At 41.0% G+C, this 17,853-nt stretch carries 18 protein-coding genes; 3 read left to right on the forward strand and 15 right to left on the reverse strand.

Translation table 11 applies throughout. From position 1 onward, the window contains the following. Position 1: 1 nt before the first annotated feature. Positions 2-2,743, reverse strand: a complete 2,742-nt coding sequence (locus ACQQ5U_RS05455) for a M14 family zinc carboxypeptidase (protein ID WP_437395954.1) — start codon at positions 2,741-2,743, stop codon at positions 2-4. A gap of 148 nt (positions 2,744-2,891) precedes the next feature. Here ACQQ5U_RS05455 and hflX point away from each other — a divergent pair, with 148 nt between their 5' ends. After that, on the forward strand, positions 2,892-4,103 hold the full coding sequence (gene hflX / locus ACQQ5U_RS05460; protein ID WP_437395955.1) for a GTPase HflX: 1,212 nt from the start codon (positions 2,892-2,894) through the stop codon (positions 4,101-4,103). A 268-nt stretch (positions 4,104-4,371) separates the two neighbouring features. Here the strand turns inward: hflX and ACQQ5U_RS05465 are convergent, their stop codons facing one another. The 11 genes from ACQQ5U_RS05465 to ACQQ5U_RS05515 form a co-directional block, all read right to left on the reverse strand. Beyond that, on the reverse strand, positions 4,372-5,304 hold the full coding sequence (locus ACQQ5U_RS05465) for a DUF3078 domain-containing protein (protein WP_437395956.1): 933 nt from the start codon (positions 5,302-5,304) through the stop codon (positions 4,372-4,374). A 173-nt stretch (positions 5,305-5,477) separates the two neighbouring features. After that, complete coding sequence (locus ACQQ5U_RS05470; protein ID WP_437395957.1) at positions 5,478-5,984, reverse strand: DUF2480 family protein; 507 nt, start codon at positions 5,982-5,984, stop codon at positions 5,478-5,480. A 34-nt stretch (positions 5,985-6,018) separates the two neighbouring features. After that, entirely contained in the window at positions 6,019-6,369 is a 351-nt protein-coding gene (locus ACQQ5U_RS05475) for a four helix bundle protein (protein ID WP_437395958.1), read from the reverse strand. 40 nt (positions 6,370-6,409) lie between these two features. Next, entirely contained in the window at positions 6,410-6,739 is a 330-nt protein-coding gene (locus ACQQ5U_RS05480; protein WP_100816841.1) for an iron-sulfur cluster assembly protein, read from the reverse strand. 7 nt (positions 6,740-6,746) lie between these two features. Further along, positions 6,747-7,169, reverse strand: a complete 423-nt coding sequence (locus ACQQ5U_RS05485) for a SufE family protein (RefSeq protein WP_437395959.1) — start codon at positions 7,167-7,169, stop codon at positions 6,747-6,749. Between the two features lie 71 nt (positions 7,170-7,240). Continuing rightward, positions 7,241-8,467 carry an aminotransferase class V-fold PLP-dependent enzyme gene (locus ACQQ5U_RS05490; protein ID WP_437395960.1) on the reverse strand — a complete coding sequence of 409 codons (1,227 nt, stop codon included), beginning with the start codon at positions 8,465-8,467 and terminating at the stop codon, positions 7,241-7,243. 27 nt (positions 8,468-8,494) lie between these two features. Further along, complete coding sequence (gene sufD / locus ACQQ5U_RS05495) at positions 8,495-9,811, reverse strand: Fe-S cluster assembly protein SufD (protein WP_437395961.1); 1,317 nt, start codon at positions 9,809-9,811, stop codon at positions 8,495-8,497. A gap of 80 nt (positions 9,812-9,891) precedes the next feature. After that, positions 9,892-10,644 carry a Fe-S cluster assembly ATPase SufC gene (gene sufC, locus ACQQ5U_RS05500; RefSeq protein ID WP_437395962.1) on the reverse strand — a complete coding sequence of 251 codons (753 nt, stop codon included), beginning with the start codon at positions 10,642-10,644 and terminating at the stop codon, positions 9,892-9,894. An 18-nt stretch (positions 10,645-10,662) separates the two neighbouring features. Continuing rightward, positions 10,663-11,541 carry an N-acyl homoserine lactonase family protein gene (locus ACQQ5U_RS05505; RefSeq protein ID WP_437395963.1) on the reverse strand — a complete coding sequence of 293 codons (879 nt, stop codon included), beginning with the start codon at positions 11,539-11,541 and terminating at the stop codon, positions 10,663-10,665. A gap of 12 nt (positions 11,542-11,553) precedes the next feature. Beyond that, the gene (sufB, locus tag ACQQ5U_RS05510; RefSeq protein WP_437395964.1) at positions 11,554-12,999 is read right to left on the reverse strand and encodes a Fe-S cluster assembly protein SufB; all 1,446 of its coding nucleotides are present in this window, start codon (positions 12,997-12,999) and stop codon (positions 11,554-11,556) included. 40 nt (positions 13,000-13,039) lie between these two features. Further along, positions 13,040-13,369 (reverse strand): HesB/IscA family protein, encoded by a 330-nt coding sequence (locus ACQQ5U_RS05515; protein WP_437395965.1) that lies wholly within the window; start codon positions 13,367-13,369, stop codon positions 13,040-13,042. A gap of 249 nt (positions 13,370-13,618) precedes the next feature. Between ACQQ5U_RS05515 and thiL the strand changes: the two genes are divergently transcribed. Beyond that, entirely contained in the window at positions 13,619-14,665 is a 1,047-nt protein-coding gene (gene thiL / locus ACQQ5U_RS05520; protein WP_437395967.1) for a thiamine-phosphate kinase, read from the forward strand. Between the two features lie 119 nt (positions 14,666-14,784). Here thiL and ACQQ5U_RS05525 read toward each other — a convergent pair whose 3' ends face one another. Continuing rightward, positions 14,785-15,039, reverse strand: a complete 255-nt coding sequence (locus ACQQ5U_RS05525; RefSeq protein WP_437395969.1) for a hypothetical protein — start codon at positions 15,037-15,039, stop codon at positions 14,785-14,787. A gap of 230 nt (positions 15,040-15,269) precedes the next feature. On the opposite strand from ACQQ5U_RS05525, the gene brnQ reads away from it, so the two are divergent. Then, the gene (brnQ, locus tag ACQQ5U_RS05530) at positions 15,270-16,592 is read left to right on the forward strand and encodes a branched-chain amino acid transport system II carrier protein (protein WP_437395970.1); all 1,323 of its coding nucleotides are present in this window, start codon (positions 15,270-15,272) and stop codon (positions 16,590-16,592) included. Here the strand turns inward: brnQ and ACQQ5U_RS05535 are convergent. Beyond that, complete coding sequence (locus ACQQ5U_RS05535) at positions 16,589-17,203, reverse strand: class I SAM-dependent methyltransferase (RefSeq protein WP_437395971.1); 615 nt, start codon at positions 17,201-17,203, stop codon at positions 16,589-16,591. The genes brnQ and ACQQ5U_RS05535 overlap by 4 nt on opposite strands. Positions 17,204-17,211: 8 nt before the next feature. Continuing rightward, on the reverse strand, positions 17,212-17,844 hold the full coding sequence (locus tag ACQQ5U_RS05540; protein WP_437395972.1) for a cation transporter: 633 nt from the start codon (positions 17,842-17,844) through the stop codon (positions 17,212-17,214). Positions 17,845-17,853: the final 9 nt, after the last annotated feature.

A 17,853-nucleotide genomic window follows, 5' to 3' on the forward strand; every position in this document is an offset into this window, starting at 1 on the left:
TCTAATCTTGACTATTTTCTTTTTCCGGTGTTGACGTACTTGTCAATGTTTGCCATTCTTCAGGTACATCACGCACTACACCCGATAATTTATTGGCATACAACAATGCATTAAAAAGTGTTCTGTACGTACCCATAGGCTGGCCACGCCATTGAGGTTGATATCCAAAAAGGAGCACATGCCCCTTGCCATGTTTCACATCCAAAGCGGCGGCATTTCCATTCATATATTTTTCACCTACCAAGAATCCGGACATTAATGGAGAACCATTTTCCTGATATTTAGCTAATACCTCACCGTTAAAGCCTTCAAGAGTGTTAAATATGGGGCTATTATAGACAAATACATTTGCCTTTTCCTGCATTCCTGCCATCACAGGGTGTTGTGGATTTGTTTCTACTTGCATAATGGACCCACCTGTAAAGAATTTGGCCCTATCAACCTTATCGATTACATTTTTAACAGGGAGATGCAAAGCATTAATTGCAAAATTGGAGCTCCTGTTCAAGGTAATCAAGGTTCCTCCTTGTTCCACAAAAGCATTCAGGTTGCGTATTCCCAATTCGCCCAATCCTCCGGCATATTGTGGTGGAGCGGAACCAGGTTCCAATCCGTTTTCAATGGAGCCCGGCCACTCGGAGGCCATCACAATAACATCAAAACGGTCTTTTAAGTTGTTGGACATAAAATCCGCATTTCGAACAGATGCATAGGGAAACCCGAAATTATCAAGCAACCATCGGGTCCATCCCATATCCATACTTGCCGTCCATGGACGGTACACTCCTATTCTAGCTTTTACATTGGCATTACCTGAGCCCGACCCCATTTTCCCGTTAATTGCGTAATCCCTAATCCATTGATCAATTTTACTCCGAGAGGCACCTCTAACACCATATTTTCTGGCGTCAGCATCATAGCTAATGGCTAAACCATCTTTCATGGCCTCTGCCAATACACGGAAAATATTGTTCTCTGTTGGATCTAACCATAGTGTACTTCCACTGCCACGAAGGGTACCCGGCAATGGCCTAATTCCAGCCGCTACTTTATCGGTATCAAATCCGACACCAGGAGCAAAATCTGTTTTATTAAAGTCTTGTTCTACATTATCGGTGGTTTCCAGTGGAGTGCCTTCTACAGGGGTCAATGCTTCTCTAAAAGCATCCGACAAAGGAACTGTTCCCGTAACAACATCGACCTCCATTTGAAAAGGGAGTGTCCATCCCGCGGCGTCATACGGTTGTTCTAGAGGTCCGTCCGGAGACTCCCTCAAATCTGGATACACTTGCACATCCAAAACCTGTCGTGCCATTTCCGCAAACTCTTGGTCCATCGGTATTACCCAAGTTCCCTTCGGATACTTCACGCCAGAATACTCCATCGGTTTATTCAATTGCAATATTTTGATTCCATTAAAAGCCAAGCGTTTCAACAATTCTACCGGACGGGACGGGTCTCTTTGTTTTTGTGGTATGATGTAAGCATAGGGCGGCTCATTCTTATATTTTTCGATGGTTGTCATCGCGGCTTGATACTTATTAAAAAGAAGCGTTTCCTTGTATTTGGCAGAATAATCCAACACCGCGATGGAAGCTGTTTGCATATATTGCATGGCATCGCTCAAGCGCCACCAACCGCCTTTCCAAGGGCTGTTGTACAAAGATTCGACTCGCAAATCTTTTCTGTGTTCAGGAAAATCCCGAATGGTATAAAAATATGGCGTAGCGTATCGGTACAATGCCGTTTCTGTCCAAAAAGAGGGAATATTCTGCATAACAGGCAAGTAATCAATATAACCTGGGTACCACGCATCAAAACCTTTTCCCATATGTACGGCTCCTGGCAAGCCTTCGGTTTCCAGCTCCTGTGCCATGGCCATCCCGATCATGTTTACCTCGCGTGCAACTATGGGTGGTGTTTGCGGTGCAATAGGCTCGGCAAAAGGTGGCAGCCAAATTCGGGTGGGAAATGGAGAGGATTGATGGTGAACATGAATAACATTGGGTTCCCATTCTCTCCAAGTTCTGCCTACAACTCGAGATTCCAACATATTGAGCATATACGCATCCCGATTATTGTCGTGACCCACATATTTTTGATAGAGCCAAGGAGTTCTTGCTGTTTCGTAAGGTGTTCCCACGTTGGACATGTACCAGTTGGCAATGATATCTTGCCCGTCCGGGTTTAACGATGGCCATAAAACCAAAATGACATTATCCAAAATGGGTTTAAACTTTTTGGTTTCGGCTTCGCTTACAATTTGATGCGCCAATGTAATAATGTGTTGTGCCCCTGCCACTTCCGAAGCGTGCAACCCCCCACTTAAATCCACAATGGCCTTGCCTTCCTCTGCCAATTTTTGGGCCTCTTCACGCGACATCCCTTTAGGATGGGCCAATTTTTGGGAGATTTCTTTATAATGGTCGATCTTGGCCAAATTTTCTTTGGAGGAAATCAAAACGTAGTACCATGTTCTACCTTCAGAAGTTTTTCCAGTTTCCCGCATTTCTACCAAATCACTTGCGGCATCCAACTTTTTAAAATACTCGATGGATTGCTCATAGGTAGCCAAATGAAAATCGGAACCTACTTCAAAACCGATTACATCATCGGGATCCGGAATGGATGAATCTTGTGCCTTGAGTCCAAATGACATCAAGATTGTCATCAATAAAAAACCACTGAAATAGCTTGAAAAAGCGTTCTGTTTTGAGTTGGGGGGAGCTTGAATTTTAAACATTGTGTAGTGTTAGGTTGGTTTAAGGCGTTAAGATAGCGAACAATACAATTAAATAATAGACTTTTCCCCTGTTCATCAGCCCTTAAAAGGCGAAAAGCACAAAACAGCTTCCAAAACATTGTGTAGATTTGCATTCTAAATCCATTTGATGCTAGAAAAGAAGTCAATAGAGTATGAAAAGGCGGTACTTATTGGTGTAATGAATCAACACCAGAATGAAGAAAAGGTAAAGGAGTACTTGGATGAGCTTGAATTTTTGACGTACACTGCAGGTGGCGAAGTTGAACAAAGATTTGTGCAACGTATTGATGTGCCCAATCCCAAAACATACATTGGAAGTGGGAAAATGGAGGAAGTGCGCCAATTCGTAAAGGAAAATGAAATAGGCTCCGTAATCTTTGATGATGAGTTGTCACCCGCACAACAGAACAATATTGAAAAGCTCCTACGCTGTAAAGTTCTGGATAGAACCAGTTTGATTCTGGACATATTTGCCCAAAGAGCCAAGACCAGCTATGCTCGGACCCAAGTTGAATTGGCTCAATACGAATATCTTTTACCTCGATTGACCGGTCTTTGGACCCACTTGGAAAGACAACGTGGTGGTATTGGTATGCGTGGTCCAGGTGAAACGGAAATTGAAACGGATAGACGTATTGTTCGTGACCGAATTGCATTGCTTAAAAAGAAACTTGCCAAAATAGACCGCCAAATGGAGACCCAACGGGGTAACCGAGGCTCATTGGTTCGCGTTGCTTTGGTAGGATACACCAATGTTGGCAAATCCACTTTAATGAACGTGATCAGCAAGAGCGAAGTATTTGCCGAGAACAAACTTTTTGCCACGCTGGATACCACGGTTAGAAAAGTGGTGCTGGGGAACCTTCCTTTTTTGTTGAGCGATACAGTAGGGTTTATTAGAAAATTGCCCACCCAATTGGTGGAAAGTTTTAAAAGCACCTTGGACGAAGTTCGTGAAGCTGACCTTTTGCTTCATGTTGTGGATATTTCCCATCCTAATTTTGAAGAGCACATTGCCTCGGTAAACCAAATTTTGGATGAAATTGATAGTTCCGGTAAGCCCTGTATCATGGTTTTTAATAAAATAGACCAGTACACTCCGGAAACAATTGATGAGGATGATTTGGTGACAGAACGAACCACTGCCCATTTTACTCTTGAGGAATGGAAAAATACGTATTTCAACAAACTTGGTGACAAGGCCTTGTTTATATCTGCATTGAACAAAGAGAATATGGACGAATTCAGAAAACGTGTATACGACGCGGTTCGGGATATCCATGTAACCCGTTTTCCGTACAACAACTTTTTGTATCCTGAGCATTTAGACGAGTATTGATTCTTTTTAGGCCAAGGGCCAGCTTATTTCGACGAACTGCACGCGCTGGATGCTTCACAACATTTTCTGGCCAATTCACAACAAAAATTTAGGGTGTCGCCACAATAGAACTACATTCACATTGTTTTTAAGTCATTTTAGTGTCATGCACAGATTTTACAGATCTTAACCTACTTTGACCATGGTCTTAAAAACACGAAAAACATTTTTCACCCCACAAAAAAGCCCTCGGTAAAGAGGGCTTTTTTTGTTTGTATGTTCAATGCTTTTAAAACTTGTAGCTAAGTCCCAAGGTCCAATAGGTCTGTAGTTCATTGTCAATAGTATCGAAGGTAGCATCAGGGTCTGGTGTAGGCGCATTGTTTACGATATAATTCAAGGTTTCCTGTTTGTTGTTTCTCAACCCAAAATCGAACCCGACACCAATCATTTTCCAAAGCGTGTAAGAGAAAGAGTTCGTCCACGTCCAGTTACTTAAATCGCTGCTCTTATAGCTTTGGAACATCGACAAATTACTTTTAAAGTTTATCGCGCCTATTTTTTTGGTATAATCCGCCACTATTTTGGCACCCATGGACGATTCAAAAATGGTGTCCTCACTACTGAACACAAAATTGTAGTTGAGTGGATGCATCACAACAACCAAGTCCGGGATTGGGGTCCAAGTAGCACCCACACCCAAATCAAGATAACCTGGATTATTGAAATTGCTCAAAATTGTGGTCCTATACTCTGCCAGTGCAGAAATGGCAAATTTCTCGCTCAGTTTTCTGCCATATAAAGATGAAATATTGAACACATCGGTAGCTTCACGAAAGCTATCATTATCGGTTGGGTCGTCTTTGTCATCCAACTTTACCCAAGACAGATTTACGTTAGCGGCATTTCTCCAAAAAAACTTTTCTTCTTGAAGGTTGGCAAAAGCATTGATGGTAAATCCAATATTCCCAGATGAGTTGTTAGGGATTCCTTGTGCGAACCAGTTGTTGAATTCTGAAATACTTCCGCCGATAGTTCCAAAAGCACCTACTTTCCAGCCTGGCAGCGCATCCAATTTGGCTTGAAGGGCATCTACCCTTTTTTGTATAGCGGCAATGGAGTCTTTTTTAGGTCCCATTTCAGCTTTGATTTCTTCTGCGGTCTGTGCGGTGGCAAACGACACCACAAAAATAGTCAAGGAGGCCATTAGCAATTTTTTCATAGTATGGAGTTTAATGTTTAGAACCGTAAAAATAAGAAATGTCATTTCTTTTTAATTAACAATGATCAATCATCAAATGACAGTAAATAATGCTTGTAGTTGACTATGTGAAGAGCCAAGCCTAAAACTTTCAGGTTTAACCACCAGAACTCTGGCTTCTGCGGAATAAAGAATTACTTCTTTCTTTTAAACAAGGGCACTGAAGAACAAGCTTCTCCATACATTACGCTTTTGGCCACTTCTTGGATTTTGGCCACTGCCATGAGATAGGCATTTTTAGGTACTGGTTTATTGGAGCACCCTTTTATGATTACCGGTTTATCAGTGAATTCGGAAACATCCAGGTTTTCCAAAATAGTTTGGTAGAGAGCGGTATCAAGGTTCTCCAAGCTTCCTTGAACTACTTTTTTGGCATAAGGCTGCAGTCGGGAGGCAATCAACATAAAAGCCCAACCCGGAACTATGGCATCAGTAGAGCATTGTAGCGCTACATAAGCATCTTGGTAGGCAGTCCAATCGTGCTCTTCCACGTGGGTTCGAAATTCCTTTTCTCGTAAAATAAAGCCTTCGTACAACCAATCTTTAATGTCGAGCACCTTTCGCTCCCCTTCGAGATAATAATCCTCAAGGTCAAAGGTCATCAATTGGCTTTGGGCTACCCTATTTACTATTTCAGACATAAGATTTCAGATTTCAGCAATTAGACTTAATGCTTCAGTATGTACTCTCTAAATGTTTTATCAATCCATGAGTAGTTTTGGAAATTTCATCACAAAGAGCATAAGTACTTCTAAATACTTCATTATCAACATATTTAATATCCATGGCCAAATATAATTGTGATTTAACCTCATAACAGGAAGCTTTGGCCACATTCAAAAAATAAATGAACCCATTGTTGGTTTTTCTTCCGTATCCTTCGGCAATATTCGAAGAAATAGAAATGGATGCTCTCCGTATTTGGTCTCGCAGCGCAAAATCCCTTTTGAATTCACCATGACAAGTGATTTTGTAAATCTCCTTGTTCAGCTTCCTGGCCTTGTTTCCAAGAAACAATCTATTCAAAGTTCATCAGAATTTCTGATATCTTACATCTGATATCCTCCTAAAGTAAACCCAATTCCAACTTCGCCTCCTCGCTCATCAGCTCTTGGGTCCAAGGAGGATCAAAAGTGATTTCCACTTCCACATCTTTCAACACATCTATAGATTTTACCTTCTCCTCTACCTCCACGGGCAGGGTTTCGGCCACGGGGCAATTGGGCGAGGTAAGGGTCATCAATATTTTTACTTCGTACTCCTCGTTCACGAACACATCGTAGATCAATCCCAATTCATAAATATCCACAGGAATTTCCGGATCGTAAATGGTTTTTAGGACTTTTACGATTTTTTCGCCTAGTTCTTGTGTATCTATAGTAGTTTCTTCGCTCATCCTGATTTTATTTTAACTGTGTTTGATAGGCAACCGCATACAATTTCAATTGCTTGATCATACTGACCAATCCGTTTGCCCTGGTTGGTGACAAATGTTCTTTAAGGCCAATTTCATCTATAAATTGCGTATCGGCATCCATGATATCCTGTGGTTTTTGATTGCTGAAAGCCCTAACCAATATGGCAATGATGCCTTTGGTGATAATAGCGTCGCTATCGGCGGTAAAAACCAATTTATCTCCATCCAGTTCGGCATGTACCCAAACCTTGCTCTGACATCCTTTGATGAGGTTGTCATCGGTCTTGTATTGTTCCTCTATCAATGGAAGCGACTTTCCAAGTTCGATCATATATTCGTAACGCTGCATCCAGTCGTCGAACATGGAAAATTCATCAACTATTTCTTCCTGTATATCTTGTATGCTCATGTCGCTGTTTTGTTCAAAAGTACAAAGTGAAATGTTGTGCGTCAAATCGAGGCTTTAAACATAACCTTTGGTTATAAAAGCATGTTCTTGGCCCGTTCGACCCCTTCTACCAACTTGTCCACCTCTTCCTTGGTATTGTAAAAACTGAAACTGGCTCGTACCGTTCCTGGAATCTTGTAAAAATCCATAATGGGTTGTGCGCAATGGTGCCCAGTACGAACGGCGATGCCCAATTTATCCACAATGGTACCTATATCGTAAGGGTGAACTCCCTCAATATTAAAGGATATCACCGAAGTTTTGTGTGCTGCGGTTCCGTAAATTTTTAACCCATCAATGGTGAGCAATTGTTCTGTGGCATACTCCACCAACTCATCTTCGTATTGGGCAATGGCATCAAAACCGATACTGTTCATATAATCCAATGCGGCACCAAAAGCTATTCCTCCACAGATGTTTGGAGTCCCTGCTTCAAACTTATGGGGCAGGTCAGCGTAGGTGGTCTTTTCAAAAGTAACCTCGGCAATCATTTCGCCACCTCCCTGATAGGGTGGTAGTTTTTTAAGCCATTCTTCTTTTCCGTACAACATTCCAACCCCAGTGGGTCCACACATTTTATGGGCAGAAACGGTATAAAAATCAACGTCAAGCGCTTGCAGGTCCGCTTTGATATGGGCTGCTGCCTGTGCCCCATCAATTAAAACGGCTGCTCCCACTTTGTGCGCAGCATCGATAATTTCTTTTATTGGATTGATGGTTCCCAATGCATTGGAAACGTGGTTACAAAATACCAACTTGGTCTTTTCGGACAACAACTTGTGGTATTCCTCCATCACCAATTCTCCATCCAAATTCATTGGAATCACCTTCAATACCGCCCCTGTTCGCTCACACAACATTTGCCATGGCACAATATTGGAATGATGCTCCATGGCTGACACCATAATTTCATCTCCTTCCTTTAGAAAGGACGTGAAACCCGTTGCCACCATATTGATACTGTGAGTTGTTCCCGAAGTAAAAATCACCTCATAGGGATGGGCAATATTAAAGTGCTTTTGGATTTTTTGACGCGCGATTTCGTATGCATCGGTAGCTTCTTGTGACAAGGTATGTACCCCACGGTGGATATTGGCATTATAATTTTGATAGTAATCAACAATACAATCGATTACCTGCTGAGGTGTTTGCGAGGTAGCTGCATTGTCCAAATATACCAAGCGCTTCCCATTGATCTCTCTTTGGAGGATGGGAAAGTCCTTTCTAATGGCCTGTATGTCCAAAGTGGTCTCTATCATTCAAACGTTACTGTGAAATATTTCAAATTATAGGTCGAATCCCATACGTACACCTAACTTGTCAGCGATAATCTTGTTGATTCGTGACTTTAGTTCTGGAATACGAACACTTTCCAACACGTTGTTGGCAAAAGCGTACATCAACAAAGCCTTGGCTTCTTTTTTAGGAATTCCCCTTGATCTTAGGTAAAATAGGGCTTCTTCATCCAACTGACCAATGGTACATCCATGCGAACATTTTACATCGTCCGCAAAAATCTCCAATTGGGGTTTTGAGTTGATGGTCGATTTATCGCTCAACAAAATATTGTTGTTCTGCTGGAAGGCATCCGTTTTTTGGGCAATCTTGTCAACTATAATCTTCCCATTGAACACTCCTGTGGAACTGTCGCCAAATATTCCTTTGTAATCTTGATGGCTCTCACAGTTCGGCTGCGCGTGATGCACCAAAGTGTGATGGTCCACGTGCTGTTTGCCGCCCAAAATAGTGACTCCTTTCAAAGTAGAATCGATGCGTTCACCGTTTTGATAAAAGTTCAGGTTGTTTCGAATCAATTTTCCTCCCAAAGAGAAGGTGTGTACCCTTACAACACTGTTGTCTTTTTGTGAAATATAGGTGTTGTCCACCAAAGAGGCAGTAGGCTCGTCATTCTGAACTTTATAATAATCCACGTTAGCATCCTTGCCCGCAAAAATTTCCGTTACAGAATTGGTAAACACTTCGTTGCTTGTTAAGCTCTGGTGACGCTCTATAATTTGAACCTCAGCGTTGTCCTCTGCAACAATCAGGTTACGCGGTTGTAGCATCAAAGCTGCCTCATTGCCAGTGGCCAAATGCAAGATTTGGATAGGCTTTTTCGGCATTTTGTTCTTTGGAATATAAATGTATGCTCCTTCCTTACAAAATGCGGTATTCAAAGAGGTCAAAGACTCATCCTTGGATGCTACTTTGTTGAAATATACTTCTATCACCTGTTGGAACATGGGCTTGCTGAACGCAGAACTCATTAGGCAAACATCAACTCCATCGTGTGTGGTTTCTGATAGATACGAACTGTATACTCCGTCTACAAACACAATTTTGTAGGTATCTATCTCGTGAAGGAAGTACTTCTTGACATCTTTGTATTCCAAAGTGGTCTCTTGCTTTGGAAAGATGCTGAAATCTACCTTTTGCAGGCCTCTCAAGGAGGTATATTTCCAAGCTTCATCCTTTTTGGTGGGAAAGCCTTTTGTCTCAAAGTTCTTAATGGCAGTGTTACGTTCTTCGTGTACCGGATGGTCCAAATCCAGGCCATCTTCAAAAGCCATAAAAGAGGAGACTAATTTTTCCTTTAAATCCATATTTCTTCAGTTTTCAGTCGTCAGTTTTCAGCTATAAGTTTTCTAAAACCTGATCTCCGAAGTCTTAAATTTCTTTTTTTTTAAACCGCTGCTTCTTCTTTTAACCAGTCGTATCCTTTTTCTTCCAGTTCCAAGGCTAAATCCTTGGTTCCCGATTTCACGATTTTACCGTTGTAGAGTACATGTACAAAATCGGGGACAATGTATTCCAACAATCTTTGGTAGTGCGTAATCACGATGATGGCGTTGTCCTTGCTACGCAATTTGTTTACACCATTGGCAACAATTCGAAGGGCATCGATATCCAATCCGGAATCGGTTTCATCCAAAATGGCCAATTTAGGTTCCATCATTGCCATTTGGAAGATTTCGTTACGCTTCTTTTCACCTCCAGAGAAGCCTTCATTCAAAGAACGAGAAAGAAATTTTCTGTCAATTTCCAACATCTCGGACTTCTCACGAATCTTTTTTAGCATTTCGTTGGCTGGCATATCCTCCAGACCTTGTGCTTTCCTAGATTCATTGATGGCAGTCTTCATAAAGTTGGTTACGGACACCCCTGGGATTTCGACAGGATATTGGAACGATAAAAACACACCTTTGTGAGCTCTTTCCTCTGGAGAAAGTTCTTCCAAATCCTCTCCTTCCAACAGGATACTTCCTTCCCCTACTTCAAATTCTTCTTGACCGGCGATTACCTCTGCCAAGGTACTTTTACCTGAACCATTGGGTCCCATAATGGCATGTACCTCTCCTGCGTTCACCTTTAGGTCGATTCCCTTAAGGATTTGTTTATCTTCTACGCTTGCGTGTAAATTTTTGATTTCTAGCATGCTATTCTTCTTCAAATATTATTTTAAATAGTTGGGTGCCTTTGGCAATTTTTCAAAATCTTGTTTGGAGTGCTGTAAATATACTTCTGCCCCTTTTTCTTCGGCAAACTTCTCAAAAGCTGCCATACTTTCTTTGGTCTGGGCCACATCAAAATTGAAAATAGGAACTCTTCTAAATTCCCGGTTCTCATAAAAGTGGTACATATCACCAGACAGCAAAAGTGGACCGTACTCTGCCAAGTCCACGAAAAGTACTTGATGGCCTGGCGTATGACCCGGCATAAATTTCATGACAACCGTTCCATCGCCAAAAACATCATAATCTGTGTTGGCAATTTTTTTGATGTTGGTCAGGTCCTTGATTGCGGCATATATGTCTGGATTGCTCTTTTGGTTCTCCTCACTGGTCACGAAGTCATATTCCTTTTCCTGCACCAACCAAGTTGATTCAGTAAAGGCATTGGCATGACCGACATGATCGAAATGAGTATGCGAAAGAGCCAAGTAATCAATGTCTTCGGGGGTCATCCCTATAGTTGCCAATTGATTGGCCACGGAATCCTTTCTTGAAACTGTAAAAGCTCCATCGGGAGAGGTATAAGGTTCTTCCATGCCCACTAAACTTTCGGGTAATCCTCCGTCCCACATCAAGATTCCCTTTGGATGAACGATTACATAAAAAGCATCGGCAAATATTTTGGATTGGCCAGTGTACGTAGTATCCTGAGAAAATAATTCCAACATATTAGCACTCACTGTGCCTCCGTTGAATGCATAAAACTTTATTTCGGGGGCCATGGATTCCTCCGCGGCTTCTTCCGTTTTAGCAGTCTCTTTTTTGGCCTGCTTACAAGCAAAGGCACTAACAATCAAAAGTGATAAAAGTATTTTTTTCATTTATCCATTCTTTTATCCTACAGAACCTTCCAAACTGATTTCCAATAGTTTTTGGGCCTCAACGGCAAATTCCATCGGTAGTTTGTTCAACACTTCTTTACTAAAACCATTTACAATCAAGGCAATGGCTTTCTCGGTATCGATTCCCCTTTGGTTACAATAGAAAATTTGGTCCTCACCAATTTTACTGGTGGTTGCCTCATGTTCTATCTGTGCTGTTTTGTTTTTTACTTCAATATAAGGGAACGTGTGGGCTCCACAACGGTTACCCATCAACAGGGAGTCACATTGCGAGAAGTTCCTTGCGTTTTCTGCCCTGCTGTTCACCTGTACCAAGCCTCTATAGCTGTTTTGGGATTGACCTGCAGAAATACCTTTGGAAATAATGGTGCTCCTGGTGTTTTTACCTAGGTGAATCATTTTTGTTCCAGTATCTGCTTGTTGGAAATTGTTGGTTACCGCAATGGAATAGAACTCACCGATAGAGTAATCTCCTTTTAAGATACAAGATGGATATTTCCATGTTACCGCAGAACCTGTCTCCACTTGTGTCCAAGAAATTTTGGCATGATTCTCACAAAGTCCACGTTTGGTTACAAAATTGTAAACACCACCTTTTCCTTCATTGTTCCCTGGGTACCAGTTCTGAACCGTGGAGTATTTGATTTCTGCATTGTCCAAAGCAATTAACTCCACAACGGCTGCGTGCAATTGGTTCTCGTCTCTAGATGGAGCGGTACACCCTTCCAAATAACTTACGTAACTCCCTTCTTCGGCGATTACCAAAGTTCTTTCGAACTGGCCGGTTCCCGCTTGGTTGATTCGGAAGTAGGTAGAAAGTTCCATTGGACATCTTACTCCTTTTGGAATATAACAGAATGATCCATCAGAGAAAACTGCGGAATTCAATGCCGCATAAAAGTTATCTTTTTGTGGGACTACACTTCCCAAGTATTTCTTTACCAATTCAGGATGCTCCTTAATAGCTTCGGAAATGGAACAGAAAATAATCCCTTTCTCCGCCAATGTCTTTTTAAATGTAGTTGCCACAGAAACGGAATCCATAACAATGTCCACCGCGACACCTGCCAATTTTTTCTGCTCATCCACAGAAATACCCAACTTTTTAAAAGTATCCAGCAATTCCGGGTCTACTTCATCCAAGCTATCGTACTTAGGCTTTTTATTTGGAGCAGAGTAATAGGAAATATTTTGGAAGTCGGGTTTTTGATACGTTACGTTGGCCCATTCTGGCTCTTCCATTTGTTTCCAAGCACGAAAAGCTTCCAATCGCCACTGCGTCATCCAATCCGGCTCCTCCTTCTTTTTGGAAATGGCAATAACAATGTCTTCGTTCAACCCTTTGGGAAGGGTATCCGATTCAATATCCGTGTAGAAACCATACTCGTACTCCTTGGTTTCCAGCTCTTTTTTTAATTCTTCCTCTGTATAAGCCATATATCTTTAAGTTAGCCAATTACAGGCCTTATGTCAAAATTTATAATGAAAAACTTTCTCCGCATCCACAGGTTCTTTGGGCATTGGGATTGTTAAAAACAAAACCTTTACCGTTTAAACCTCCAGAATATTCCAATGTGGTACCTACCAAATACAAAAAGCTCTTTTTGTCCACAATGATTCTCACATTGTTATCCTCAAAAACCTTATCTGTATCTCCTGCAGAATTGTCAAAAGTCAATTCATAAGACAATCCGCTGCACCCTCCACTCTTTACGCCAACACGTACAAAATCCGTAGTCACATCAAAACCTTCTTCGGTCATGAGGGACACTACTTTGTGCCTTGCTGATTCTGAAACCTTAATCATCTTACTTGTATTTAATCTAAATAGCCCACAAATATACTGTATAAGTAGGGTTTTACCATAGTAACTAACATTAATATAACGAATGATTCCATAGGTGTTACCTATGAACATTCCGGTCAATTTGGCCATAAGGCTTATCAAGCGTGTATTAGCATGAATTTGCCCCGGTTTTTGGTTCTGCTTCTCCGAAAAAAATTTTATGTCCTGTCCGACACCAGAATTTACGATTATCCTCATTATTTTTGCAAAATGCTAGAAGACAAGAATCAAGAACGTACCTCATTGGAAAAATTGGGCGAATTTGGCCTAATTGATCATCTTACAAAAGACTTTGAACTCAATCAACCATCGTCCATAATTGGCGTAGGCGATGATGCAGCCATAATGGATTATAATGGAAAAAAAACCGTTGTTTCAACCGATATGTTGGTAGAGGGAGTTCATTTTGATTTAAGCTATATGCCCCTAAAGCATTTAGGGTACAAATCGGTAATGGTAAATCTTTCAGACATTTATGCCATGAATGCCATGGCCACCCAGGTCACGGTTTCTTTGGCCATTTCCAATAGGTTTCCATTAGAGGCGCTTGAAGAATTTTATGAAGGCGTTGCCCTAGCTTGCAAATTGTACAATGTTGATTTGGTCGGAGGCGATACTACTTCTTCCACCAGAGGAATGATCGTTAGCGTAACGGCCATTGGAGCCGCGGACGAGACCGAAATTGTTTGCCGAAAAGGCGCCAAGTCTAACGACTTATTGGTGGTAACCGGTGATTTAGGTGGCGCTTATTTAGGACTGCAAGTACTGGAACGCGAAAAAGAGGTCTTTAAGGTTAATCCGAACAGTCAACCCGACCTTGAGCCTTATTCCTATATCGTGGAACGACAGCTAAAGCCAGAAGCCAGAAAGGATATTATCGATCTACTAAAAAAAATGGAGGTAAAGCCTACTTCCATGATCGATATTAGTGATGGACTTTCCTCAGAAGTCATGCATTTGTGCAAACATAGCGAAGTGGGCTGCAACGTTTTTGAGGATAAGATTCCTTTAGATCCCACAGTGATTTCCGCTTCTGAGGAATTTAAAATGGACAGTACCATGATTGCCTTAAGTGGCGGTGAAGATTATGAGCTTTTGTTCACGATTGACCAAGCTGATTTTCCTAAAATAAAAGGGAACCCGAACTTAACGGTAATCGGCCATATGACGGAGAAGAGCGAAGGGATTCATTTGATCACAAGGGCCGAAACCAAAATTCCGATTACGGCTCAGGGATGGAATTCGTTCAAAGAATAAAAAATCCCGAAAATCAAGGGCATCCCTACATCATGGCATTGGGGCACGCAACCATTAGCAGTAGGCAATTACTTAAGTTTCCGGGATAAGATTTGGGCCTTTTAAAAAATAAAAAAGGGCTATGCCACTTGGTGCACTACCCTACTTTTTCGTTTTCTGTACATGTCTTCCAATGTACTGTTTATTTCTTGCATTTGGGGAGTCAAAGCGGATAGTTTTCCGCTAACATCCGTGGTGACCTCTTTTTGGCAGTGAATACATTTGTATTCTTTAATGTGCTGCGTTACTTTTTTGGAAACTGCGTAATGGTGCCCAAACAGACTGCAAAAGAAAGAAGAGAATTTGTTGCCATGCTGAGTAGTAGTTGTTTTCATAAGCTGGTAATGTTTGAAGAAAAGCTATAGTTCACGAATTGGGGCTTCGAAAAATGCTTAAATTGGTTAATTGTAATTTTTTGATATAACAAAAATGTTTTAAAGTTTGTCTTTTTTAAAGGAACGAATGTTGATAACTTTTTATTTTGTGATTGTCCCGATAAAACTTTTTTTTCGATGAAATACCGTAAAATCGACAAAAAGTCATCTTTTTCCGTCAAAAAACACTTTTGAAATATACCACATTGAAAACAAATTATCAACAACCCTTGAAGAAAAAATCCTTAACAGTAACTGCTTTCGCCCTTTTTTCTCTCTTTTTTGGAGCAGGAAATCTTGTTTTACCTCCTTTATTAGGTTTCAAATCAGGTGATTTGTGGTGGCTGGTCACGTTCGGGTTTTGTGTTTCAGGTGTGCTTATTCCCATTTTAGGGATTATGGCACATGCAAAATTACAGGGTACCCTATTCGATTTTGCCAAAAAAGTATCCCCATTATTTAGTGTGGTTTACTGTTATTTGATTTATGCAATTGCCATAGCATTACCTTCACCTCGAACCGCATCGGTGACACATGAAATGGCCATCCAACCCTTTTGGGATTCATCATCATTACTTACCAGCCTTATCTATTTCATGCTGGTATTTATCTTTGCCATCAATCGTTCCAAGGTTTTGGACCTTTTAGGAAAGTTGTTGACTCCAGGCATTCTTATTATCCTATTAATCATGATAGCAACTGCTGTCTTCACCTTGGACTTTAACTTTGTACCGTCAGAAATGGTTCAACCATTTAGCTCTGGAATTTTAGAAGGTTATCAGACTTTTGATGCGATTGGGGCCGTGGTCGTTGGAGCCGTAATCATTATTTCCATCAACATAAAGGAAAAATCAGCTTCATTTGAAGAAAAAAAGAGATTGATCGGAAGAGCCGGTCTTTGGGCTGGAATAGGCTTGTTTTTGGTGTATGGAGGCCTAATATTAACGGGTTCCTTATTTGGTGGGTTTTTTGATTCAGAGATTTCCAGAACCGCTCTTTTAAGAGGCATTAGTACCAAAACTTTAGGGCAAACTGCCAATATTTTGCTCAGTATTTTGGTGAGTTTGGCCTGTTTTACCACAGCGGTAGGGATTGTAACCGGAACTTCGGACTTTATAAAAGGGCGGTTCGGCAATTCTATTTTTGCCTATCGAATTACCTCGTTTTTGGGTTGCTTGCTTGGTGTATTGGTAGGTCAATTTGATGTAGGATATATCATTACCGTAGCCGTTCCCTCCCTAATGTTCATTTATCCCATCACTATTGTTTTGATTTTACTGAATGTCGTCCCGGAAAAATGGGGTTCACCAAAGGTGTTTAAACATGTTGTTTGGACAACCATCTTGTTTAGTATTCCCGATTTTTTGGGAAGCATTGGGTTTGGCGAACCTATTTCACCTTATGTTAATTGGATTCCATTGAACCAGCATCAAATGGGATGGGTTCTTCCAGCTTTGATTGCTTTTATTATTTCCAACATCAGCAACAGTAAAGAACTACGCTCTACTAATTAATCCAACTTTCTTTTAAAACTGCAAAAGATGAAATTCTGCGTGGTTCCAAATGGAGTGGTATGGTCTTCCATCTTGCATTCGATTTTAGCGAAACCTTTAAATGTGGCTTCCATTTGCTTTTCATTGTACTGTTTGATGTCGAGACCGCTACATTTTTTTGGTCCATTTTCTGAGAAAGTTCCCAAGACCATATAACTCTTGACCGCTTTCTTGGTCAAAGCTTTATATTTTTCAATCTGGTCTGATGATGTCAGAAAGTGAAATGCCGCCCTATCGTGCCAAACATCATACATTTCTTTCGGCTCAAATTCAACAATGTCGCATTCAATCCATTCAACATTTTGGGCCCTGTCACCTAATCTTTCTTTCGTTCTTTCTATGGCCTTGCCGGAAATATCAAGGACAGTAATATTCTCAAATCCTTCATCGAGCAAAAAATCAACGAGTTTGCTATCGCCACCACCAACATCAATAACTTTGGAAGTTTTGTCCAATCCAAAAGAATGAATAAAATCCAACGAAGTCTGTGGAACATTCTGTGTCCAACTTACCTCATCCGGATTCTTGGTTTTATAAACGGTTTCCCAATGATTTTTTCTATCCTGATCCATATTTAATCCTATTCTGTACAACCACAGTGTTTATTGGTGCGGGCTTTCTCAAAACATTCCTTTCCTTCTGAAAATGCAAAATATGCCAACCCTAACGTACCTATACTATCTATATAAGGGATTTTAAAAATCTCATATACTCCGCTGCTAACCAATAGGATTATTGACATATACACACAGACCAGTGTGCAATTGGCATCGGCCAAAATAGGGGCGGAATTGAGTTGACGACCTACCTTTCGTTTCCACCAAACCAAAATCCACATGATGAGTATGGATATTGCCGAAATAATGACTCCCCAAAAAGTGGTCACCGGTTTGTGCCCCGTCCAAATATTGTAAACACTGGAAACAACCAATCCCGCGACCAATAGGTAAAAAGCCACTCCAGTAATCCGAAGTGCGGTTCTTTCAAAATTATCTCGATTACTGTCCGGATTCTTTTGAATACGCAATATCATATGGGCAATGCCCAATCCTGAAATCACCTCAATAAAACTATCGCTACCAAACCCAAACAGGGCCAAACTTTCATCTTCAAAACCCAAATAGGTGGAAACAAGCCCTTCCACAATGTTATAAAAGATGGTAAACATTGCCAGAGCAAATGCAGTTCGGTAAAGTTTGTCCTGCTTTTCCAAAGTTATATG

This window comes from Flagellimonas lutimaris (assembly GCF_051494225.1).
Taxonomy (GTDB): Bacteria; Bacteroidota; Bacteroidia; order Flavobacteriales; family Flavobacteriaceae; genus Flagellimonas; species Flagellimonas lutimaris_A.